Source organism: Corallococcus silvisoli (assembly GCF_009909145.1).
Classification (GTDB): Bacteria; Myxococcota; Myxococcia; order Myxococcales; family Myxococcaceae; genus Corallococcus; species Corallococcus silvisoli.
Genome location: NZ_JAAAPJ010000017.1, coordinates 118388 through 137037 on the forward strand (window position 1 = coordinate 118388; position 18650 = coordinate 137037).

Annotated in this window: 15 protein-coding genes; 8 read left to right on the forward strand and 7 right to left on the reverse strand. The window is 70.7% G+C overall.

From position 1 onward, the window contains the following. The first annotated feature begins 151 nt into the window (after positions 1 to 151). From GTY96_RS29130 to GTY96_RS29155, 6 genes are all read left to right on the forward strand, one after another. Complete coding sequence (locus GTY96_RS29130) at positions 152 to 475, forward strand: STAS domain-containing protein (protein WP_143909020.1); 324 nt, start codon at positions 152 to 154, stop codon at positions 473 to 475. A 141-nt stretch (positions 476 to 616) separates the two neighbouring features. Further along, the gene (locus tag GTY96_RS29135; protein WP_143909018.1) at positions 617 to 1597 is read left to right on the forward strand and encodes an AAA family ATPase; all 981 of its coding nucleotides are present in this window, start codon (positions 617 to 619) and stop codon (positions 1595 to 1597) included. Continuing rightward, on the forward strand, positions 1594 to 2562 hold the full coding sequence (locus GTY96_RS29140) for a DUF58 domain-containing protein (RefSeq protein ID WP_161666446.1): 969 nt from the start codon (positions 1594 to 1596) through the stop codon (positions 2560 to 2562). The genes GTY96_RS29135 and GTY96_RS29140 overlap by 4 nt, the downstream gene beginning before the upstream one ends. After that, positions 2559 to 4628 (forward strand): transglutaminase TgpA family protein, encoded by a 2070-nt coding sequence (locus GTY96_RS29145; RefSeq protein ID WP_161666447.1) that lies wholly within the window; start codon positions 2559 to 2561, stop codon positions 4626 to 4628. Before GTY96_RS29140 ends, GTY96_RS29145 begins: the two co-directional genes overlap by 4 nt. Before the next feature lie 421 nt (positions 4629 to 5049). Continuing rightward, a complete protein-coding gene (locus GTY96_RS29150) occupies positions 5050 to 5937 on the forward strand; it encodes an RNA polymerase factor sigma-32 (protein WP_014396039.1) in 888 nt (295 codons plus the stop codon). Positions 5938 to 6124: 187 nt separating this feature from the next. Next, positions 6125 to 8590 carry an OPT family oligopeptide transporter gene (locus tag GTY96_RS29155; RefSeq protein WP_143909011.1) on the forward strand — a complete coding sequence of 822 codons (2466 nt, stop codon included), beginning with the start codon at positions 6125 to 6127 and terminating at the stop codon, positions 8588 to 8590. Positions 8591 to 8646: 56 nt separating this feature from the next. On the opposite strand, the gene GTY96_RS29160 is transcribed toward GTY96_RS29155, so the two are convergent. After that, positions 8647 to 8976: a hypothetical protein gene (locus tag GTY96_RS29160; RefSeq protein ID WP_143909009.1), complete on the reverse strand. Its 330-nt coding sequence runs from the start codon at positions 8974 to 8976 to the stop codon at positions 8647 to 8649. 200 nt (positions 8977 to 9176) lie between these two features. Between GTY96_RS29160 and GTY96_RS29165 the strand changes: the two genes are divergently transcribed. Further along, complete coding sequence (locus GTY96_RS29165; RefSeq protein ID WP_143909006.1) at positions 9177 to 10943, forward strand: HEAT repeat domain-containing protein; 1767 nt, start codon at positions 9177 to 9179, stop codon at positions 10941 to 10943. A 4-nt stretch (positions 10944 to 10947) separates the two neighbouring features. After that, positions 10948 to 12258: an HD-GYP domain-containing protein gene (locus GTY96_RS29170; protein ID WP_143909004.1), complete on the forward strand. Its 1311-nt coding sequence runs from the start codon at positions 10948 to 10950 to the stop codon at positions 12256 to 12258. On the opposite strand, the gene GTY96_RS29175 is transcribed toward GTY96_RS29170, so the two are convergent. The 6 genes from GTY96_RS29175 to selA form a co-directional block, all read right to left on the reverse strand. Next, positions 12239 to 13246 (reverse strand): RluA family pseudouridine synthase, encoded by a 1008-nt coding sequence (locus tag GTY96_RS29175; RefSeq protein ID WP_143909002.1) that lies wholly within the window; start codon positions 13244 to 13246, stop codon positions 12239 to 12241. The genes GTY96_RS29170 and GTY96_RS29175 overlap by 20 nt on opposite strands. Before the next feature lie 11 nt (positions 13247 to 13257). Next, on the reverse strand, positions 13258 to 13521 hold the full coding sequence (locus GTY96_RS29180) for a hypothetical protein (protein WP_120526362.1): 264 nt from the start codon (positions 13519 to 13521) through the stop codon (positions 13258 to 13260). A 77-nt stretch (positions 13522 to 13598) separates the two neighbouring features. Next, on the reverse strand, positions 13599 to 15434 hold the full coding sequence (locus GTY96_RS29185; protein WP_161666448.1) for a helix-turn-helix domain-containing protein: 1836 nt from the start codon (positions 15432 to 15434) through the stop codon (positions 13599 to 13601). Next, entirely contained in the window at positions 15431 to 16486 is a 1056-nt protein-coding gene (locus GTY96_RS29190) for a MinD/ParA family ATP-binding protein (RefSeq protein ID WP_235685949.1), read from the reverse strand. Before GTY96_RS29190 ends, GTY96_RS29185 begins: the two co-directional genes overlap by 4 nt. A gap of 119 nt (positions 16487 to 16605) precedes the next feature. Continuing rightward, positions 16606 to 17199, reverse strand: coding sequence for an HNH endonuclease (locus GTY96_RS29195; protein WP_143908998.1), 594 nt, complete (start codon positions 17197 to 17199; stop codon positions 16606 to 16608). Continuing rightward, positions 17196 to 18590, reverse strand: a complete 1395-nt coding sequence (gene selA / locus GTY96_RS29200) for an L-seryl-tRNA(Sec) selenium transferase (protein ID WP_161666449.1) — start codon at positions 18588 to 18590, stop codon at positions 17196 to 17198. The genes GTY96_RS29195 and selA overlap by 4 nt, the downstream gene beginning before the upstream one ends. Positions 18591 to 18650 lie beyond the last annotated feature (60 nt).

An 18650-nucleotide genomic window follows, 5' to 3' on the forward strand; every position in this document is an offset into this window, starting at 1 on the left:
TGGCCCGTGAAGGTGCACTGTTCGCCTCCGGCTGTGCACCCCCATGACGCCGTGGGAATCCCGAACTCCCCCAGGGGTCCGGGCCGTGCCTCAGCCGCCAATGACCATCACAGGCGGCACACACGTGCACACCTCAGCGGGAGCGCGGAACATGACGGGGCTTCAGATTCATCGGGAGGAGGCGGCGGGTCGTGTCACCCTGCGCCTGGAGGGGACGTTGGACGGGAGGACGGCGCAGGAGCTGCGCGTGTCGCTCCAGGCCCTGGCCCAGAGCGAGGTGGTCCTGGACTTCGCGCACCTGCGCGAGTTCAAGGACAGCGCGGTGGGCGTCCTGACCCACGGCCTGAAGCAGAACGCGGTGCAGCTGCGCGGGCTGGCCACCCACCACGAGCGGATGTTCCGCTACTTCGGCGTGGTGTCATCACCTTCGCCCCACCGGGCGTACTACACGCCCGAGGACATCCTGTCGGCCTGAGTCCGCGCAGGTGAAGTCCCCAGGCCGCGCGCATCCCCGGCAGTGCCCGCGCCCCCAAGGCAGGCGGGCATCCGGAGTGGACCGCGGGTGGACTGGAGGGGTGCCGCCGTGCGGTCGCCTGGGCTAGAGTCCGCGCCCAGGATGACCCAGCCCGCCCGCGTCCTCGGTCCTGTTCCCACCCCTGTTTCCGCACGCGCGGTGATGGAGCGGCTCGCCGCCCAGCTTGGCCGCGCCGTGCAGGGAAAGACCGACGAGGTGCGGCGCGTCGTCACCTGCGTGGTCGCGGGAGGGCACCTGCTCCTGGAGGACATGCCAGGTGTGGGGAAGACGACACTGGCGGAGGCGCTGGCCCGCGCGTGCGCCCTGTCCTTCTCCCGCATCCAGTTCACCGCGGACCTGCTGCCCGCGGACATCCTGGGCGCGCAGGTGTTCCACGCACAGACGGCCACCTTCTCCTTCCGTCCCGGCCCCCTGTTCCGTCAGCTGGTGCTGGCGGACGAGCTCAACCGGGCGCCCCCGCGCACCCAGTCCGCGCTCCTGGAGGGCATGGCCCAGGGCCAGGTGTCGATGGACGGGCAGACGCACCCCCTGCCCTCCCCCTTCACCGTGGTGGCCACCCAGAACCCGGTGGACTTCTCCGGCACCTACCCCCTGCCGGACTCGCAGCTGGATCGCTTCCTCGTGCGGCTGTCCCTGGGCCACCCGGCGGCGGACGTGGAGGCGCGCCTGCTCACCACGCGCGGCGCCGCGTCCCCGCTGCCGTCGGTGGAGGCGGTGACGGGGCCGGAAGAGCTGGCGTCGCTGCGCGCCTTCGCCCAGGAGGTGCAACTGGACGGGGCGGTCGCGGACTACGTGGTGCGGCTGGCGCGGGCCACCCGCGAGCACGGCGACCTGGAGCGCGGAGCCTCCACGCGAGCGGTGCTGGCGCTGGGGGCCGCCGCGCGCGCCCAGGCCCTGTGGGAGGGGCGGGACTTCGTCACCCCCGGCGACGTCCGCGCGATGCTGGTGCCCTGCTGGGCGCACCGGGTGCTCCTCCGGAGCGCGGTCCAGGGCGTGTCCGCGAGGGACGAGGCGGCGCACCTGGTGGAGGAGCTGGCGCGCAAGGTGGCGGCGCCCCGGTGAAGGCCTCCGCCCGCCCCCCCTTCCGGGCCCGGCTGCGCGCCTTCTTCCGTCCCCCGCGCACGCTGTCGGTGACGAAGACGGGCCGCACGTACCTGGTGGTGACGTTCGGCGTGGGGCTGGGCGCGCTCAACACCGGCAACAACCTGCTGTACCTGCTGCTGGGCCTGCTGCTCAGCATGGTGGTGGTGTCCGGCGTGCTGTCGGAGCGCTGCCTGCGCGACCTCACGGTGCGCCGGGTGGGCGCGGACGCGGCCTTCGCCCGGGAGCCCTTCGCCTACCGCTGGGCGGTGTCGCGCAAGGCGGGCCACGGCTTCGCGCTGACGTTCTCCGAGGACCTGTCCCCGCTCACCGGCACCGGCCGGCTGGGGCACCTGCCCCCGGGGCAGGAGTGCGTCGTGAGGGCGGACCTGGCCGCGCCGCACCGGGGCCCGGTGCGCCTGTCCGGGGTGCGCGTCACCACGACGTGGCCCCTGGGCCTGTTCGCCAAGACGCGGGTGTTCTTCCTGGAGGGCACGCTGCTCGTCTACCCACGCCGGGGCTACGCCTGCAAGGAGCCGGGGCCCGCCGAGTCCGGCCCCCGGGGCGAGGCGGGCAGCCCGCGCCACCTGGACGGCACCGGCGACGTCGCGGGGCTGCGCGAGCTCACTCCGAACGAGGACGCGCGGCGCATCCATTGGCTGAAGAGCGCCTCGGCGGGTCGCCTGCTGAAGGTGGAGCGCGAGCGCGAGGAGCGCCGCATCTGGAAGCTCTCGCTGGAGACGGGCCTCACGGGCGACGCGCTGGAGCGCCGCTGCGAGGAGGTCGCCTACCAGGCCCACCAGCTCCTGGAAGCGGGGAATGAAGTGGGGCTCCAGCTTCCGGAGCGCACCCTGCGTCCGGCGGCGGGGGGCGGGCAGGAGCGGCGCATCCTCCAGGCGCTCGCGTGGGTGGGCTTCGAGGACACGGACTCCCGGGAGGCGGCGTGAGGCGTCCCTTGCGGCTGCGGCTCGTCCTGCGCGACCTGGCGGCGGGTGCGGCCTTCGGCGCGATGGCCGTGTCCGGGCAGCTCCCCGTGTGGGCGCTGGGGGTGTTCCTCGGCGCGCTGGTGCTGGCGCTGTGCGACGTGCGGCTGGTCGCGCGCCATGCGCGCCTGTCCGCGCTGGGGCTGCTGGTCGCGGCAGTCCTGCTGGGCATGCAGCTGATGTCCGGCGCGATGAACGCGGTGGTGGCCGCGTGCTCCTTCGCGGGCCTCATCGCCGCGCAGCGGATGCTGTCCACGCCGGACGCCGCCGCCGAGGGCCAGACGCACCTGACGGGCCTGTTGATGGTGGCCGGCGGCGCGGCGCTGTCGGGCGACATGACGTACGCGCTGTGCCTCATCGCCTTCGGGGTCCTGGCCAGCCTGTCGCTGGCGCTGGGCGTGGTGGAGGCGGCGGTGCCGGACGGCGAACCCGTGCCCGTGCGCGCGGTGCTGCGGCCCCTGTCGGGCGGCGTGACCTTCGCGGTCGCCGGCGCGGTGGCCTTCTTCGTCCTCTTCCCCCGCCTCAACTGGGCCATGGTGGGGCCGCGGTCGGCACCGGGCCTGGGCGCGGTCAGCACCGCGGGCTTCTCCAACACCGTGCGGCTGGGCGGCGCGGGCACCATCAAGAGCAACCCGCGCGTGGTGCTGCGTGCCCAGCTCGCCCCCGACCCGGGCCGGGACGCGCTGGACGCCTATTGGGTGGGCCGCACCTACGACACCTTCGACGGGCTGGAGTGGACGAACGTCGCCGGCGCCCAGCAGACCGAGCGGCAGATCACCCTGCGCCCCGCCAGCGACACGCTGGTGCACCAGCGCATCGAGCTGCTGCCCGCCTACGGCAGCCGCACGCTCATCGCGCTGGAGACGCCGTCGCGGCTGGGCAACGCCCTGGCCCACACGCCCACGGGGACGCGGAGCAGCCCTGTGCAGTTGCACGGCGGCGGCGAGGTGCGCTTCACCATCACCGCCCCCTCGTACACCTACGAGGCCTACAGCCTGCCCCCGGACGGCAAGGCGGACCTGTCCACGGCCCTGCTCCAGCCGGAGAAGGATCAGCTCCTGGCGCTGCCCGAGCACCTGGATCCGCGCGTGGGCCAGCTCGCGTCGCGGGTGCTCGCGGGAGAGAAGGAGCCGCTGGCCGCGGCGCGCAAGCTCGCCAGCTTCCTGCAGCGCGACTACGCGTACACGCTGGAGCAGGGAGGCATGCCGGAGGATCCGCTGGGCGACTTCCTCTTCGTGCGCAAGGCGGGGCATTGCGAACACTTCGCCACCGCGCTGACGGTGCTGCTGCGCACGCAGGGCATCCCTGCGCGGCTGGCCACCGGCTTCTACGGTGGAACGCGCGTGGACGGCGGCTACCTGGTGCGCGCGGGGGACGCGCACGCGTGGACGCATGTGCTCGTCCCGGGGCGCGGCTTCATCACGGTGGACGCCACGCCCCCGTCGAATCGGACCAGCCAGGGGCCCGTGCTCCTGGAGCGGCTGCTCGCCCTCTATGAGGCCGTGGAGGCGCGCTGGCGCAACTCCGTCGTCGACTACTCGTTCCGCGATCAGTTCGAACTGGCGAGCGCCCTGGTGCGCCCGCCCCGCCGCCCCGCTGGGTCCGCCGAGAATCCGGGCTCGAGCCGCCTGCCTCCGCCCCGCGCGTGGGTGACGGCCGCCGTCGTGGCCTTCGTCGTCTGGCGCGCCAGCCGCTTCGCCTCTCGCTGGACGAGCCGCGCTCCTGCCCTGGAGGCCACGCGCTTGCTGGACCGCGTGGAGGCGCTGCTCCAGCGCGCCCACGTCCCGCGCTTCGAACACGAGGCGCTGGAGGACCTGACCACGCGCCTGGCCCGCGACGGACACCCGCTGGCCCTGGCCCTGACGCCCCTCACCCGCCGCTACCTGGAAGCGCGCTTCGGCCGCCGGGCCCTGCGCGAGGGAGAGGCCGAGCACCTGCTCGCCACGCTCCGCCGCGCTCTGGAAGCGGAAGCCGCACGCCGCGCCGTGAAACCAGACGGCCAATCAAGCCCTACCGCCCGCGCTTCCTGAGCGGAACGGAAGTGCCCTCTGGCAGGAAGCGGCCTTCCTCCGCTGGTCGCCCGCCCTCCCCAGGAACACCCGGGCGGGGTAACGAAATGTCTCCCCACCCTGGCGTGCGACGCCATTAAGCCTTTCAACGGCCCCCCATTCACGGGCGCCATGGCGAGGCGTGCTCGAGGGCTGGGAGACGTGCACTTTCTACCCACCCAGAGCCGCGAATTTCCTCTGGTGTCCGGGTAACGGTTACAGGCGGCTCCTCGGAGCCATCCACCTGCGTTTTCCAACCCCTTGGAGACACACGCGAATACATCCAACCCCTGGTTGGCATCCCGGTTGCTCAGGGCTGACACGTCAAGTTGTGGGACCTGAACCCAGGGCACCTCTCACGCGCCTCCGCGCCGTCAGGAGGCCCGATTTGGAGAATCCATCCATGCAGGCTTCGACCGAGCAATCATCCAACTCCGGCTCCCTCGCGATGTACCTCTCGGAGATCAACCAGTACTCGCTGCTGAAGGTGGAGGAGGAGCAGGAGCTGGCGCGGCGGTTCATCAAGGGGGACCTGGCGGCGGGCCACCGCCTGGTGACGAGCAACCTGCGCTTCGTGGTGAAGGTCTCCTACGAGTACCGCTCCTATGGCATCAAGATGTCCGACCTCATCCAGGAGGGGAATATCGGCCTGATGAAGGCGGTGCAGAAGTTCGACCCGGACAAGGGCATCCGCCTCATCTCCTACGCGGTGTGGTGGATCCGCGCGTACATCCAGAACTACATCCTCAAGAGCTGGTCGCTGGTGAAGCTTGGAACCACCCAGGCGCAGCGCAAGCTGTTCTTCAGTCTGGCGCGCACGCGCCGCGAGCTGGAGAAGCTGGGCAGCGGCGAGGCCGTGGTGAACGTGGATGAGATTGCCCGCAAGCTCCATGTGAAGCCAGGCGAGGTCCGGGAGATGGAGCAGCGCATGGGCGGGCGCGACCTCTCCCTGGACGCCCCCATGGGCGAGGACGGGGGCAACAGCCACGTGGACTTCGTGGTGAGCGCCGCGGCGCCGCAGGACGACGAGTTCGCGGACAAGGAGGAGGCGGGCCTCATCAACAACCGCGTGCGCACGGCCCTCATGCGGTTGGATCCACGGGAGCGCTTCATCATCGAGCAGCGCGTGATGAACGAGCGCCCCATGACGCTCAAGGAGCTGGGCGAGCACTTTGGCTTCTCCCGCGAGCGCGCCCGACAGCTGGAGATCCGCGCCAAGGACAAGCTCAAGTCGGAGCTGGCCGCCCTGATGGCGGAGGTGGATCCGGAGACGCTCGCCGCCCAGGGTTGACGCGCGCCGCCGTCGAACACAGCCACGCGGTCCCTGTGACTCCACGCCCCGCCGCCCTTCACAGGGCGCGCGGGGCGTCGCCCTTTTCTGGAGGGCGGGCGACCGTTTCAAAGTCCCGGCTGTTTTCGCGCGGCGGCGGAGACCCTGCTAGAAGGGACGCCGGATTCCCTGTCAGGAGTGTGGCTGCTTGTCCCACGGTTCCCCGCCGGTCGTCGATGATCGCGTCCCCCTCGCGGAAGCGCATGGCGCCCCGCACAAACCCTATGTGTCCCCGCAGCAGTCGCCCGCGGAGCTGACGATCCGCGGCCTGGTGCTCGGGTCGGTGCTGGGCATCGTGTTCGCGGCGTCGTCCGTGTACCTGGCCATCAAGGTCGGCCTCACGGTGTCCGCGTCCATCCCGGTGGCGGTGCTCTCCATCGCCATCTTCCGGGCCCTGGGGCGCTCCAGCATCCTGGAGAACACCATCGTCCAGACGACGGGCTCCGCGGGTGAGTCGCTGGCATTCGGCGTGGCGGCGGCGCTGCCGGCGCTGCTCATCCTGGGCTACGACATCAGCCTCACGCACGCGTTCCTCACCGCGGCCCTGGGCGGCGTGCTGGGCGTGTTGATGATGATTCCCCTGCGCCAGGGCCTCATCGTCCAGGAGCACGGCAAGCTCACCTACCCGGAGGGCACCGCGAGCGCGGACGTGCTGATTGTCGGTGAGCAGGGCGGCACCAACGCGCGCACGGTCATCCTGGGTTTCATCATCGGCGGCGTCTACAAGTTCGCCTACTCCGGGATGAAGCTCTTCAAGGAGGCCATCGGCACGCCCATCAAGGGGCTCAAGGCCGCGACGCTCTCCACGGAGGTGTCCCCGGAGCTGTTGGGCGTGGGCTACATCATCGGGCCGCGCGTCGCGTCCATCACCTTCGCGGGCGGCGTGCTCAGCTACCTCATCCTCATCCCGATGGTGTCCTTCTTCGGCAGCGGCATGGAGACGCCGCTGCTCGTGCACAACGGGATGCTCATCCGGGACATGTCGCCGGATCAGATCCGCAACGCGTACGTGCTCTACATCGGCGCGGGCGCGGTGGCGACGGGCGGCCTCATCAGCCTCATCCGCTCCCTGCCCACCATCGTGGGCGCCTTCAAGCGCAGCGTGGAGACGCTGCGCGCGTCGCGCACGCAGGGGCAGCTGCCCACGGTGCTGCGCACGGACCAGGACCTGCCCATCACGGTGGTGCTGGTGGGCAGCGCGCTGCTCATCCTGGCCATCTGGCTGGCGCCCCCGCTGCACGTGAACTTCATCTCCGCCATCCTCATCGTCATCTTCGGCTTCTTCTTCGTGACGGTGAGCGCGCGCATCACCGGTGAGATTGGCAGCTCCTCCAACCCCATCTCCGGCATGGTGGTGGCGACGCTGCTGGTGACCTGCCTCGTGTACCTGCTGTTCGGCTGGACGTCGTCGCCGGACCGCTTCATGGCGCTCACCACGGCGGCCATCGTGGGCATCGCGGCGTCCAACGGCGGCACCACCGCGCAGGACCTGAAGACGGCGTTCCTCGTGGGCGGCACGCCCAAGCGCCAGCAGATCGCCCTCTTCGTGGGCGTGCTGACCAGCGCGATGTTCATCGGCCTGGTGCTGGTGCTGCTCAACCAGGGCGCCACCGCGGTCATCCCGGAGGCCCACCCGGGCGTGCAGGTGACGGAGCTGACGGACACCACGCGCACCCAGCACACCTACCGCTGGGCGGTGAGCCAGGACGCGCTCTCCCAGCGCGGCATGACGCCCGCGCAGCTCAAGCGCTCGCTGTGGGCGGAGCGCCTGGACATGGTGCCTGCGGACGGCGCGCTGGAGCTGCGCAGCTGGCGCCCGGTGCCCGCCCAGGAGCTCGCGGGCCTCACGCTGTCGCCGGCCAACGGCCCGTCGCTGAAGCTGTCCGACGCGGGCGCCGTCACCGCCGGGCCGGACCGCGTCTACCGGGAAGGCTTCGTGCGCGGCGCGGACACGCCCGTGCCCGCCGGGCGCTACCTGGTGGATGATCAGGGCGGCATCCAGTACGTGGTGGACCCGGGCATCGGCGGCCGCATCAGCGAGTACGAGGGCCAGACGCTCACCCGCTACTCGGCGCCCAAGGCGCAGCTGTTCGCGCTCATCATCGACGGCATCCTCACGCAGCGGCTGCCCTGGGACCTGGTGCTCCTGGGCGTCTTCATCGCGCTGATGCTGGAGCTGTGCGGCGTGTCCTCGCTGCCCTTCGCGGTGGGCGTGTACCTGCCCATCAGCAGCAGCGCCCCCATCTTCGTGGGCGGCATGGTGCGCCACTTCGTGGACAAGCTGCGCGGCGGCAGCGCGGCGGAGTCGGAGTTCTCCCCCGGCACGCTGATGTCGTCCGGCTACATCGCGGGCGGCTCCATCGCGGGCGTGCTCATCGCGTTCCTGGAGATCGCCAGCGACGGCGCCTGGACGCGCGCCATCAACCTGCCCGCCCTCTTCGGGCACGAGGGCGCGTTCGGCGCGTTCCTCAACGCCGTGGGCGAGAGCGAGCTGGCGCACCCGACGTGGTCCAACGTCTGGGGCCTGGCGTTCTTCACCGTCCTCACCGCGGTCCTCTTCCGCTCCGCCCTCAAGGGCAAGAGCGGCGCCGAGGCCCCGCCGCCGTCGCACTGACGCCCCCCGTCACGGCCACCCTCCCCCGCTCGCCTCACCGCGCGGGGAGGGGGGCGCTACAGCGCGGGCATCGACGGCGGCACGCTCGGGTCGCCGCCGCTCGCGTCCGGCTCCTTCGCGCAGACGTACTCGGCGCGCAGCGGCGCCACGACGCCGAACGTGAAGACGTAGACGAACGGGCTCCACCACGGCCAGTACACGTCCACCCGCGACAGGCCATGCCGGCACTCCGCCGCGGCCACGTTGGACGTCGTCAGGCCCGCCACGAAGCTCGCGCCCAGCTGCCCTTCCGGGGCCCCGTCGCGCGGCGCCGGGCTGCGCACGCTCATGCGGAAGCACCCTGTCAGGGACGCCAGGACGAGGGCGGACGCGGCCAATCGCTTCATCGGCGGGGACTCCAGGCTCGAAGGGGCCCCTTGCCTAACACACCGGGGATTCCCCGCCAGCCTGTCCCGTGTTGTTCAGGTGTCACTTCAACCCCCTGGATTCTGGGCGGTTCTCGGATTGGGACCCGGCCCGGGACGGGAGTACAATCGAAGGCCCCTCAACCGGGGCCTTCCGCCCCATCCGGATTCTTCCAGGTTTCATGGCACAGCCCCAGAAAGTCACGGACGCCAACGCGGAGGCGGAGCAGTCACCGGAGGTCCGCGAGAAGGTGGAGCTGGCGCGCACGTTCGCGTTCCACCTGCTCAAGGGCATCAAGCAGATCGGCATGTACCGCCACAACGAGGCGCGCTTCCCGGAGTTCCTCTCGAAGGCGCTGGAGTCCATCTCCGCGTACACGGAGAAGTTCGGACCGCTCTCGCTGAAGGTGGAGCAGCAGAACTTCATGCTCTACAACGAGCCGCTCTTCTCGGAAGAGTCGCCGCTCCCCTACAAGTTCTTCCGCGACGGCATCCGCCAGCTCATCTTCCGGCCGGGCCTGCCGCTGGAGGAGCTGGTCACGCTCACGCTCATCGCGCTGTCGGAGCCGGAGCGCGGCGCGGACGACGTGCTCGCGCAGCTGTGGCGCGCGGGCATGCAGCAGGTGGAGTACGTGGTGGTGGAGGGCTTCTCCATGGAGGGCGCCTCCGAGGACGAGGTCCAGGTGGAGGTGGACAAGGTGGTGGGCTACCTCTACTCCCGCCTCCAGACGAACTCGGATGACTTCCTGCGCTTCGCGCGCGTGTCCGCGGAGGACCTGGACGCGAAGCTGGACGGCGTGGAGCAGATCCGCGGCCTCGTCGTGGGCGGCCGGCACGCCACGGATGACCTGAAGGCCCGGCTGCAGCGGGAGATCACGGAGGAGGAGAACGCGCGCCTGTTCCCCAAGCTGGTGGGCGCGGTGTTCCAGGTGGTGGAAGGCGGCGTGGACGACGTGGCGCTGCTGGAGGAGATCTTCCTGCAGCTGCTGGACATGCTCCTGCTGCAGGACGACTTCGGCACGGTGAACCAGATCGTCCTCAAGCTGCGCGCGCTCTCCCAGCGCGAGGGCGGCGAGGAGCTGGGGCGCATGCTCCAGTCCTTCCTCCACAAGATGGGCGAGGAGCAGCGCCTCACGCGGCTGGGCGAGTCGCTCAAGACGACGCGCGCGAAGAACCCCCAGGACGTGACGCGCTACCTGCAGGCGCTGGGCGTGGACTCGGTGCTGCCGCTGCTCAACGTGCTGGAGTCCATCGAGCTGCCGGAGAACCGTTCGATCCTGGGCGACGTGCTGGGCACCTTCGCGCGCGAGCTGCCGGAGCCGTTCGTGGCGCGCCTGCTGTCGGACCGGCCCCAGACGGTGCGCGACATGGTCTACATCCTGGAGAAGAGCAACCACCCGGAGCGGGTGAAGATGTTCTCCCAGGTCATGAAGAGCCCCAACCTGGTGGTGAAGCTGGAGGTGATGCAGATCATCGGGCGCGGCCGCACGGCCGAGGCCCGGCGCATCATCCAGGAAGCGCTCACCGACGGCGTCTCCCAGGTGCGCATGCTGGCCGCGAAGCTGCTGCCGGAGTTCGACCGCGACCGCGCGTTCACGGACCTGGTGAAGCTGGTGCGCGACTCCGGCTGGGACAAGAAGACGTCGGATGAGAAGTCCGCCATCTACGCGGCCATCGGGGCGACGAACCTCCCCGCCGCGCTGTCCATGATGCAGCAGCTGCTGACGGTGAAGCCGTCGCTGCTCAACAAGCGGCGGGTGATGGAGGACAAGCTGCTGGCCGTCACCGGCCTGGGGGGCGCGGGCTCCATCCAGTCCTACAAGTTGCTGCAGGCCGTGGTGGAGGACAAGACGCAGCCCGTGGAGATCCTCACCGCGGCCCGCAAGGCGATGTACCAGACGCGCAAGGCCCTGTTCGGGGACTCGGCGCTTCCGGAAGAGGCGAGCTGACACCATGGCCGACAACCTGAAGATCAATCAGACCCAGGACGAGAACCTGGGGGAGTACGGGCGCGAGCACAACGAGAAGCTCCAGGGCCTGTCGCGCTCCATGCTCGCGGGCCTCTACATGCTCGTGCGCTCGGTGAAGATGTATGACCCGGAGAACGCGGTCTTCGAGAAGCCGCTGCACCAGCTCCAGGACATCATCAACCAGATCATCGGCAAGGAAGGCCGGCTGGAGCTGACGGGCGTCAAGGACTCGTACTACCTGAACGGCATGCTGGTGAAGGTGGACCTCAACTCCATCGAGAACCAGCGCTACCTGCTGTCGGAGATGCGCGCCAAGGACGTGGGCGGCATCACGCTGACCAAGCCCGTCACGGTGCAGGAGCTGAAGAACTTCGTCTGGATCTTCAGCAAGGAGCAGTCCACCGCGGCGGAAGAGGACGGGCTGCAGGGGCGCAAGCTCCTCAACATGCGCGTGGCCAAGTTCTCCAAGCTCAAGGAGAAGATGAACAAGGACATGGACACGCCGGGCGACCAGAAGGTCGACCGCAAGAAGTACGCGATGACCGTGTACGCGCGTGCCGTGTTCTTCCTTCAGAAGTACCTGGAGTCCGTGCGCGCGGGGAAGCCCATTGGCTCCTCGCGGGCGCTGCGGCTGGTGCAGGACTTCGTGGACATCTCCTTCGATCAGCGCACCCACTTCCTGGGGATGACGACGCAGAAGCGCGAGGAGGACTACCTCGTCTACCACCAGGTCAACGTGGCGCTGATGTGCATCGTGTTCGGCGCCGAGCTGGGCCTCACGAAGCCGCAGCTGCGCGACCTGGGCTACATCGCGCTCTTCCACGACGCGGGCATGACGACGCTGCCGGAGGAGCTGTCCACCAAGCGCGGGGCGCTCACCGCGGATGAGAAGACGACGGTGGCCCGCGCGCCGCTCATCAGCGTGCGCAACATCCTGCTGGAGAAGGGCTTCAGCCGCTCCACGCTGCTTCGCGTGGTGACGACGTTCGAGCACAAGACGGACTACGGCACCGCGGTGCGCGACGCGCGCGGCAACATCCAGATGATCATCCCCAAGACGAACCTGGGGGTGTACGCGAAGGTCATCGCCATCTGCGACGCCTACGACGCGCTCACCTCGCGCCGGCCGTACCGGGACGCGTACGGCCCGGAGGTGGCGCTGATGCTGATGTGGACGGAGATGCGCCAGAAGTTCGACCCGGAGCTGCTGTCCGTCTTCATGCGGGTGATGGCCATCCAGCCCATCAAGGTCCTCTCCCGCCGCCAGCAGCAGCTCAGCGTTTCCGGACTCTAGCCTTCGGGGCCGGCTTCTTCGGGGCGGGCGGCCCCGCCGGAAGGCCGGCCTCGCGCAGCAGGCCCAGGGCCTTGGTGAAGTCCTCCGGCAGGGGCGCCTCCAGCGTCAGCGCCTTGTGCGTGCGCGGGTGCTCGAAGGCCAGGCGCCACGCGTGCAGCGCCTGACGGCCCAGCGCCTCCTGCGCCTTCTCCACCGCGCCCTTCGCCTTGCGGCCGCCGCCATAGAGCGCGTCGCACAGCAGCGGGTGTCCGGCCTCCGCCAGGTGGACGCGGATCTGATGCGTGCGGCCAGTGAGCAGGTCCACCTCCACCAGCGCCGCGCCCTCGAACGCCTCGCGCACGCGGAACACGGTGATGGCGGGCTTGCCCTCCTTCACCTTGCCGGTGAAGCGCTGGCGGTGGATGGGGTGACGGCCATAGAGCGTCTCGATGCGCCCCTCCGCGGGCGGCACGCCGTGCACCAGCGCGAGGTACGTCTTCTGCACTTCGCGCGTCTTGAAGGCCTTCTGGAGGGCCACCAGGGCCTTCTCGTGCTTGGCGACGACGAGGCAGCCGGTGGTGTCCTTGTCCAGCCGGTGGACGATGCCGGGGCGCAGCTCGCCGCCCACGCCCGCCAGGTCCTTCACGCGGTGCAGGAGGGCGTTGACCAGCGTCCCGGAGGCGTGGCCCGCGCCCGGGTGCACCACCATGCCGGCGGCCTTGTCCACGACGACGAGGTCGCGGTCCTCGTGCAGCACGGACACGGGCAGCGCCTCGGCCTGGGGAATGGCGGCGACGGGCGCGGGGATGTGGACGGTGAGGAGCTCGCCCCCACGCAGGCGCTGGGCGACCTTGCCCGGCTTGCCGTCGGACAGCACATGGCCGTCCGCGATGAGGCCCTGGAGCCGGGAGCGCGTGAGGTCCGGGAACGCGCGCGCGAGGTATTGGTCCAGGCGCTCGCCCCTGGCTTCGGGGAGGGCGCGGTGCTCGCGCGTGTCGGGTGAGGCCACGGCGGAAGGAGCTACCAGATCTTCGACTTCACGTGCGCCTTGGAGCGCAACACGATGTCGTTGATGGCGCGCTCGAAGAAGTTCGCCTGGGTGCTGATTTCAGCGCTCACGCGGCTCTTGTAGAGCGCGCGCCCCTCTTCCAGTTCCTCCTTGAGGACCTCGAAAAGGTTGTCCTGCTCGATGCCCTTGATGATCTTCTGCTCGTTGTAGAGCGAAATATCGGAGGCGATCGCGCGGGCGAGTCGCATCGCCTTGACCTTTTCCTCTTCCGTCATCGTGCCACTACTTAGGCACCCACCCCGTGCGAGTCAACTTTTCCGGTTGCATGGGAGGGTGCCCGGCCGCCTCGGCGTCAGCGGCCCGACCTGGCGGGTTTCTCTGAGAACAGCGCCAGATAGCTCTTGGACACGCGCAGGGGGTCCAGGCCCAGCTCGCGGGCGAGGTTCATGAGGATGCCGCGCAGGTACACGGTGGTGGGCAGCGCGGTGTAGCGGTCCGCCTCCACGTTCTCCAGGTGACGCACGGAGATGCGGGTGCGGTCGGCGAGCTGCTGGATGGACAGGCCCCGGGCCTCGCGGACGCGGCGGAGCAGTTCGCCGTTGAACTCGGCGTCCGCGGGGATGTCCACGCCCCGAGGCCGCGCCTCGCGCACCTTGGCGGCCACCTGCGCCAGCGCGGACTCCGCCGTCGCGATGGCCGAATCCTGCGCCAGCACCTGGGCGTCCCCGAGCTTCCGGACGGTGGGGCTCTTCGATGCGCCAGGTCCCGTGGCGGGCCGAGAGTCGATGGGGCGTGACGTCAGCGGTCGCACGGCGGCGCGCGAAGCCCCGGTGGCCGGGGTCCGGGCCAACGCGCTGGGCGTCGCGTCCGGGGTCGGAGCGGGGTTCGGAGACGACTCACCCTGGGTCGTCGTCGCGACCGAGGCGCTGTCCACGGCCGCCGTCCGGGCGGCCTCATCCGGGACCGCCGGGGCGAGGGGGCTCGCGGCGCCGGCCTCCGGAGACACCGAGCTGGCTTCCGAGGAAGCCGCTTCGGCGCGGTCCGGAGCACCGGCCTCCGGGGTCGGCTCGCGGTCCGAAACGGCGGTGGCGACCTTCGGAGCATCCACTCCCGGAGCCACCGCGCCGTCCGACGTGGAGGCCACGGACGCTGGAGCAGCGGCCTCGACGGACGCCCCCGCGTGCTCCCCTGACGCGGGGGCGGTGAGGTCCGCACCCGCCGACGGTGCGGGCGCCGCGTCCTGCTCGGCCCGGGAGGGCGCCGAGGCCGTGGCGCTGGATTGCTCCACGGCCGAGGCTCCGGCGGTGTTCGCGGAGGGGCCCTGGGAGTCTGGCGCGGACGCGGCGGAGGTCCCGCCCCCCGAAGCAGCCTCGCCCGACTTCGGCGCGGGGTCCGGTGGCGCCACGGTCGCGGCTTCGGCCGGCGCGGCGGCAGGCCTCGACGCGGACGCCGCTTCGCTCGCGGGCTCGGCGGCCACCGACTCCTTCGCCTCCACGGTGGGGCCTGGTGACGCCCCCAGGCCTTCGGTGACGGCCCCCTTGCCCTGTCCGCGCAGCGGCCCCGCGGGGACGTAGACGAACGACAGGCTCCGGGTGAACGAGGCCCGGAAGGCCTCCACCACCGCCACGCCTCCCACCATCACCGGTTCGGGGGCCGCGCCCGGCGCGTCCATCCCCGAGGACTCCTGCCGCTTCGACTCCTCACCGCGCATCCGATCCTCGCTCTTTCCGGGCGTACCGCTCGCGCGCGGCGCCTCCACCGCATCCTCGTTCACGGACGACGCGGCCTTCAGCCGCGACTCCGCCTCCAGCCTCTCAGCATCCACGGCCCCCGCGGCCTTGGCGAGCGCCGCGGCGGCGGTCGCCAGGGCCTCCGCGACCCGCGTGGCCGAATCCACCTTGTCCGGGGCCCCCACCGCGGCGGCGGCCTTCGCGAGCTGATCCGTGGACAGCCCGATGGAGCGGTCATATTCGACGCGCAGGTCCGCGTCGGTGAGCATCTCCATCGCTTCGGTCATCTGCGCACGCAGCGCCTCCACCTGATCCGGATCCCCCAGCGCGTACACCGCGATGGAGTCGGGCGAATACAGCTCCATCAGGCGCTGGTGGGCCGCGCGGATCTCCGCGTCGGAGGCCGTGGGCGGCACCTCCAGGATTTCGTAGTAGGTCTGCTGCGCGAAGGGCTTCATGGAATGGCGGACTCGGGGGAAAGGCCGTCGAGAGAGAGCAGCCGCGCGGCGATGCGCTGGAGGCCCTGGGACACGGGCGAGTCGGGCCGCTCGATGAGCACCGGCTTGCGCTTGCGCACCGCGCGCCACGCCTCGTCGTCGTAGCGCAGGGCGCCCAGATCATCCATGTCGATGCCAAAGAACTTCTTCCACGCGGACACCATCGCGGCGCCCACGTTCGCGTCCGCGTCGGTGCGCGCCTGGTTCACGACCAGCCGCACCCGGAACGCCGCCAGCTCCCGCTCCAGCCGCTCCGCGTCCGACGGGGCCTTGCGCCGCACCTGCTCGACCACGTCGTGCAGCGTCCGGAGCGCCCCCTCGCGCGTGGACAGCGCGCCCTCGACGAGGTCCTGGATGCCGTAGCGCGCCTCCGTCTGCTGGAGCTTCCGGAAGAAGGCCGCCTTGACGAAGCGGTACGCGTTCTCCACGGACGTGGGCTCCGGCAGCACCACCAGCAGGCCGTGATCCGCGATCAGGAAGAAGTCGAGCGTGTTGAAGCTGGTGCCCGCGCCCAGGTCCAGGATGAGGTAGTCCGCCGTCTGCGACAGCAGCGTGCGCAGCAGCTTCTGCTTCTGGGCATACTTGAGGTTCGCCGCGTCCAGCGAGTCCTGCGCGCCGGCGATCAACGACAGGCCCGGCACGCCCGTGGCGACCATCACGTCCTCGAGGTCCGCCTTCCCGCGCCGAAGGAAGTCCGACAGCGTGGCCTCCGGAGGCCCCACGCCCAGGCAGGTGTGCAGGTTGGCCCCGCCCAGGTCCGCGTCCACGAGCAGCACCTTGTGGCCGGCTTGCGCGAGCGCGACGCCCAGGTTCGCGGACACCATCGACTTGCCGATGCCGCCCTTGCCGCCGCCCACCGCGATGATCCGCCGCGAGCGCGCCCGCCGCGTCAGGCCCGCGGGCCCCGCGGGCGACACGCCCGTCGCCGGGGCCCCCACGGCACGCGGCGACGCACTGGTGAGCAAGGCAGGGACCGCTGGCGACGAAGGGGCGGGCTTCACGAAGGCTCGCATCAAAGCCCGTCCTACCGCCCGAGTCGACACCCCGCCATTTCACGGCCGTCCCACGGCCGCCGGCCCCCCTTCGCCAGGAGGCTCTGGGGGCAGGCGGCCGGGGGGACGGCCGGTGACACTCACTCGTCGAGCAGCTCGACGTTCCAGTACGACAGGTCCGCGAGGTGCAGGAACGGCAGCCACTCACGGTATGTGACCTTGCGGACGGCCCCGCGGAACAGCGGCGTCCAGCGCGGGCGCACGGGCTTCTTGAGCAGCCGCATCCCGGCCTGCTCCGGCGTGCGTCCACCCTTCTTCAGATTGCAGGGCACGCAGGAGCACACGACGTTCTCCCACGTCGTCTTGCCGCCCTGGGTGCGCGGGTTGACGTGATCCAGGTTGAGGTCGCTGCGGGGCAGCTGCTTCGCGCAGTACTGGCAGGTGTCGTTGTCGCGCGCGTAGATGTTGAGGCGCGAGAAGCGCACCTTGGCGCGCGGCAGGTGATCATACGCACCCAGCACGAGCACTCGGGGGACGCGGATGGTGCGGTCGATGGTGGTGATGCTGTCCTGGGTGGCGCTGAGCGCGGCCCAGTCCTCGAACTCATACAAGCGGTACTGCTCGTCGATGGCCTTGGCGACGCCCTGATACAGCAGGGAAAAAGCCCGTTTAACCGACGTCACGTGAACCGGTTGGTAGTACCGGTTTAAAACGAGCACGGCGCTGTTGATCATGGCTGGCTTCCCGAATGGGCGGCCGCCACAGCCTGCGCGACCTGCCCCAGGTCCTCCTCTGAGAGACATCGGACGTCGAGAACGATCTCGTCATCCGCAATCCTGCCAATAACCGGCACCTCGCCTTCGCGCAGGCGTTCCAGGAATAGTTTCGGCGCTCCTACGGTGAGGCTGCAAGCGTAGGAAGGCAACCGGGACAGCGGCATGGCTCCGCCTCCCACCTGTCCATCCACCGACAGCACCCGGCCCTCGACGCCGCGTGCCGCGAGCAGGGCCGCCAGCCGCTGTGCGCGGGCCTGCAAGACCGCTGGTTGCTGGGTGAGCAGGCCTTGGGTGGGGACCGCGCCCGGGCGGCCGTCCCGATAGAGCGCGAGCGTCGCCTCCAGGGCCGCGACCGTCATCTTGTCGACACGCAAGGCACGTGTGAGCGGGTGGGACTTGATGCGCTGGAGCAGGTCCGCCCGGCCGACGATGACACCGGCCTGGGGCCCCCCCAGGAGCTTGTCTCCGGAGAAGGCGACGACCTCCGCCCCGGCGCTGATGGCCTGGGCGACGGTGGGTTCGGGTGTGAGGCCAGGACCGGACAGGGGCACCAGCGCGCCGGAGCCCAGGTCCTGGAACACGGGCACGCCCCGGGAGCGGCCCAGGTCCGTCAGCTCCGCGAGCGAGGCCTCTTCCGTGAAGCCGACGAGCGCGAAGTTGGAGCGGTGGACCTTCACGATGAGGCCCGTGTCCGGGCCCAGCGCGTTGGCGTAGTCCGCGCGGCGGGTGCGGTTCGTGGTGCCCACCTCCACGAGCTTCGCGCCGGACTGGCGCATGACGTCCGGGATGCGAAAGCCGCCGCCAATTTCGACGAGCTCTCCGCGAGAGACGACGCACTCGCGGCCCGAGGCAAGCGCCGCGAGGACGAGCAACACGGCCCCCGCGCAGTTGTTGACGACGATGGCATCCTCCGCGCCCGTGAGCGCGCGCAGCAGGCCGACGAGCGGGGCATAGCGGCTGCCGCGTTCGCCTTCGTCCAGGTCGTATTCCAGGTTGGAGTAGCCCCGCGCCACGGCGACGACGGCCTCCACGGCCTCGGGCGCGAGCGGCGCGCGGCCCAGGTTCGTGTGGAGCACGACGCCGGTCGCGTTGAGCACCGGCCGCAGGTTCGGCGTGGCCAGGGACGTGAGGGCGGCTTCCACGTCCGCGTCCTCGAAGGGGCGCGAGTCACCGGCGAGGAGCCGGGAGCGCACGCGTTCGACGGCGAGCCGCAGGGCCGCGACCGCGCGGGCATGGGGGAGGTTCGCGAGTCGGGGCTCCAGCGACGGCCGCCGCAGCAGTTGCTCGATGGAGGGAAGGCCGCGAAGCAGCGCGTTCTTTCCTTCCGAAGGGTTCGACGCAGCGCCCATGTCCCGGCAGCCTACCTGATTTCCACCCGCGACGGGCTGCGACCGGGCCCTCGATGTCAC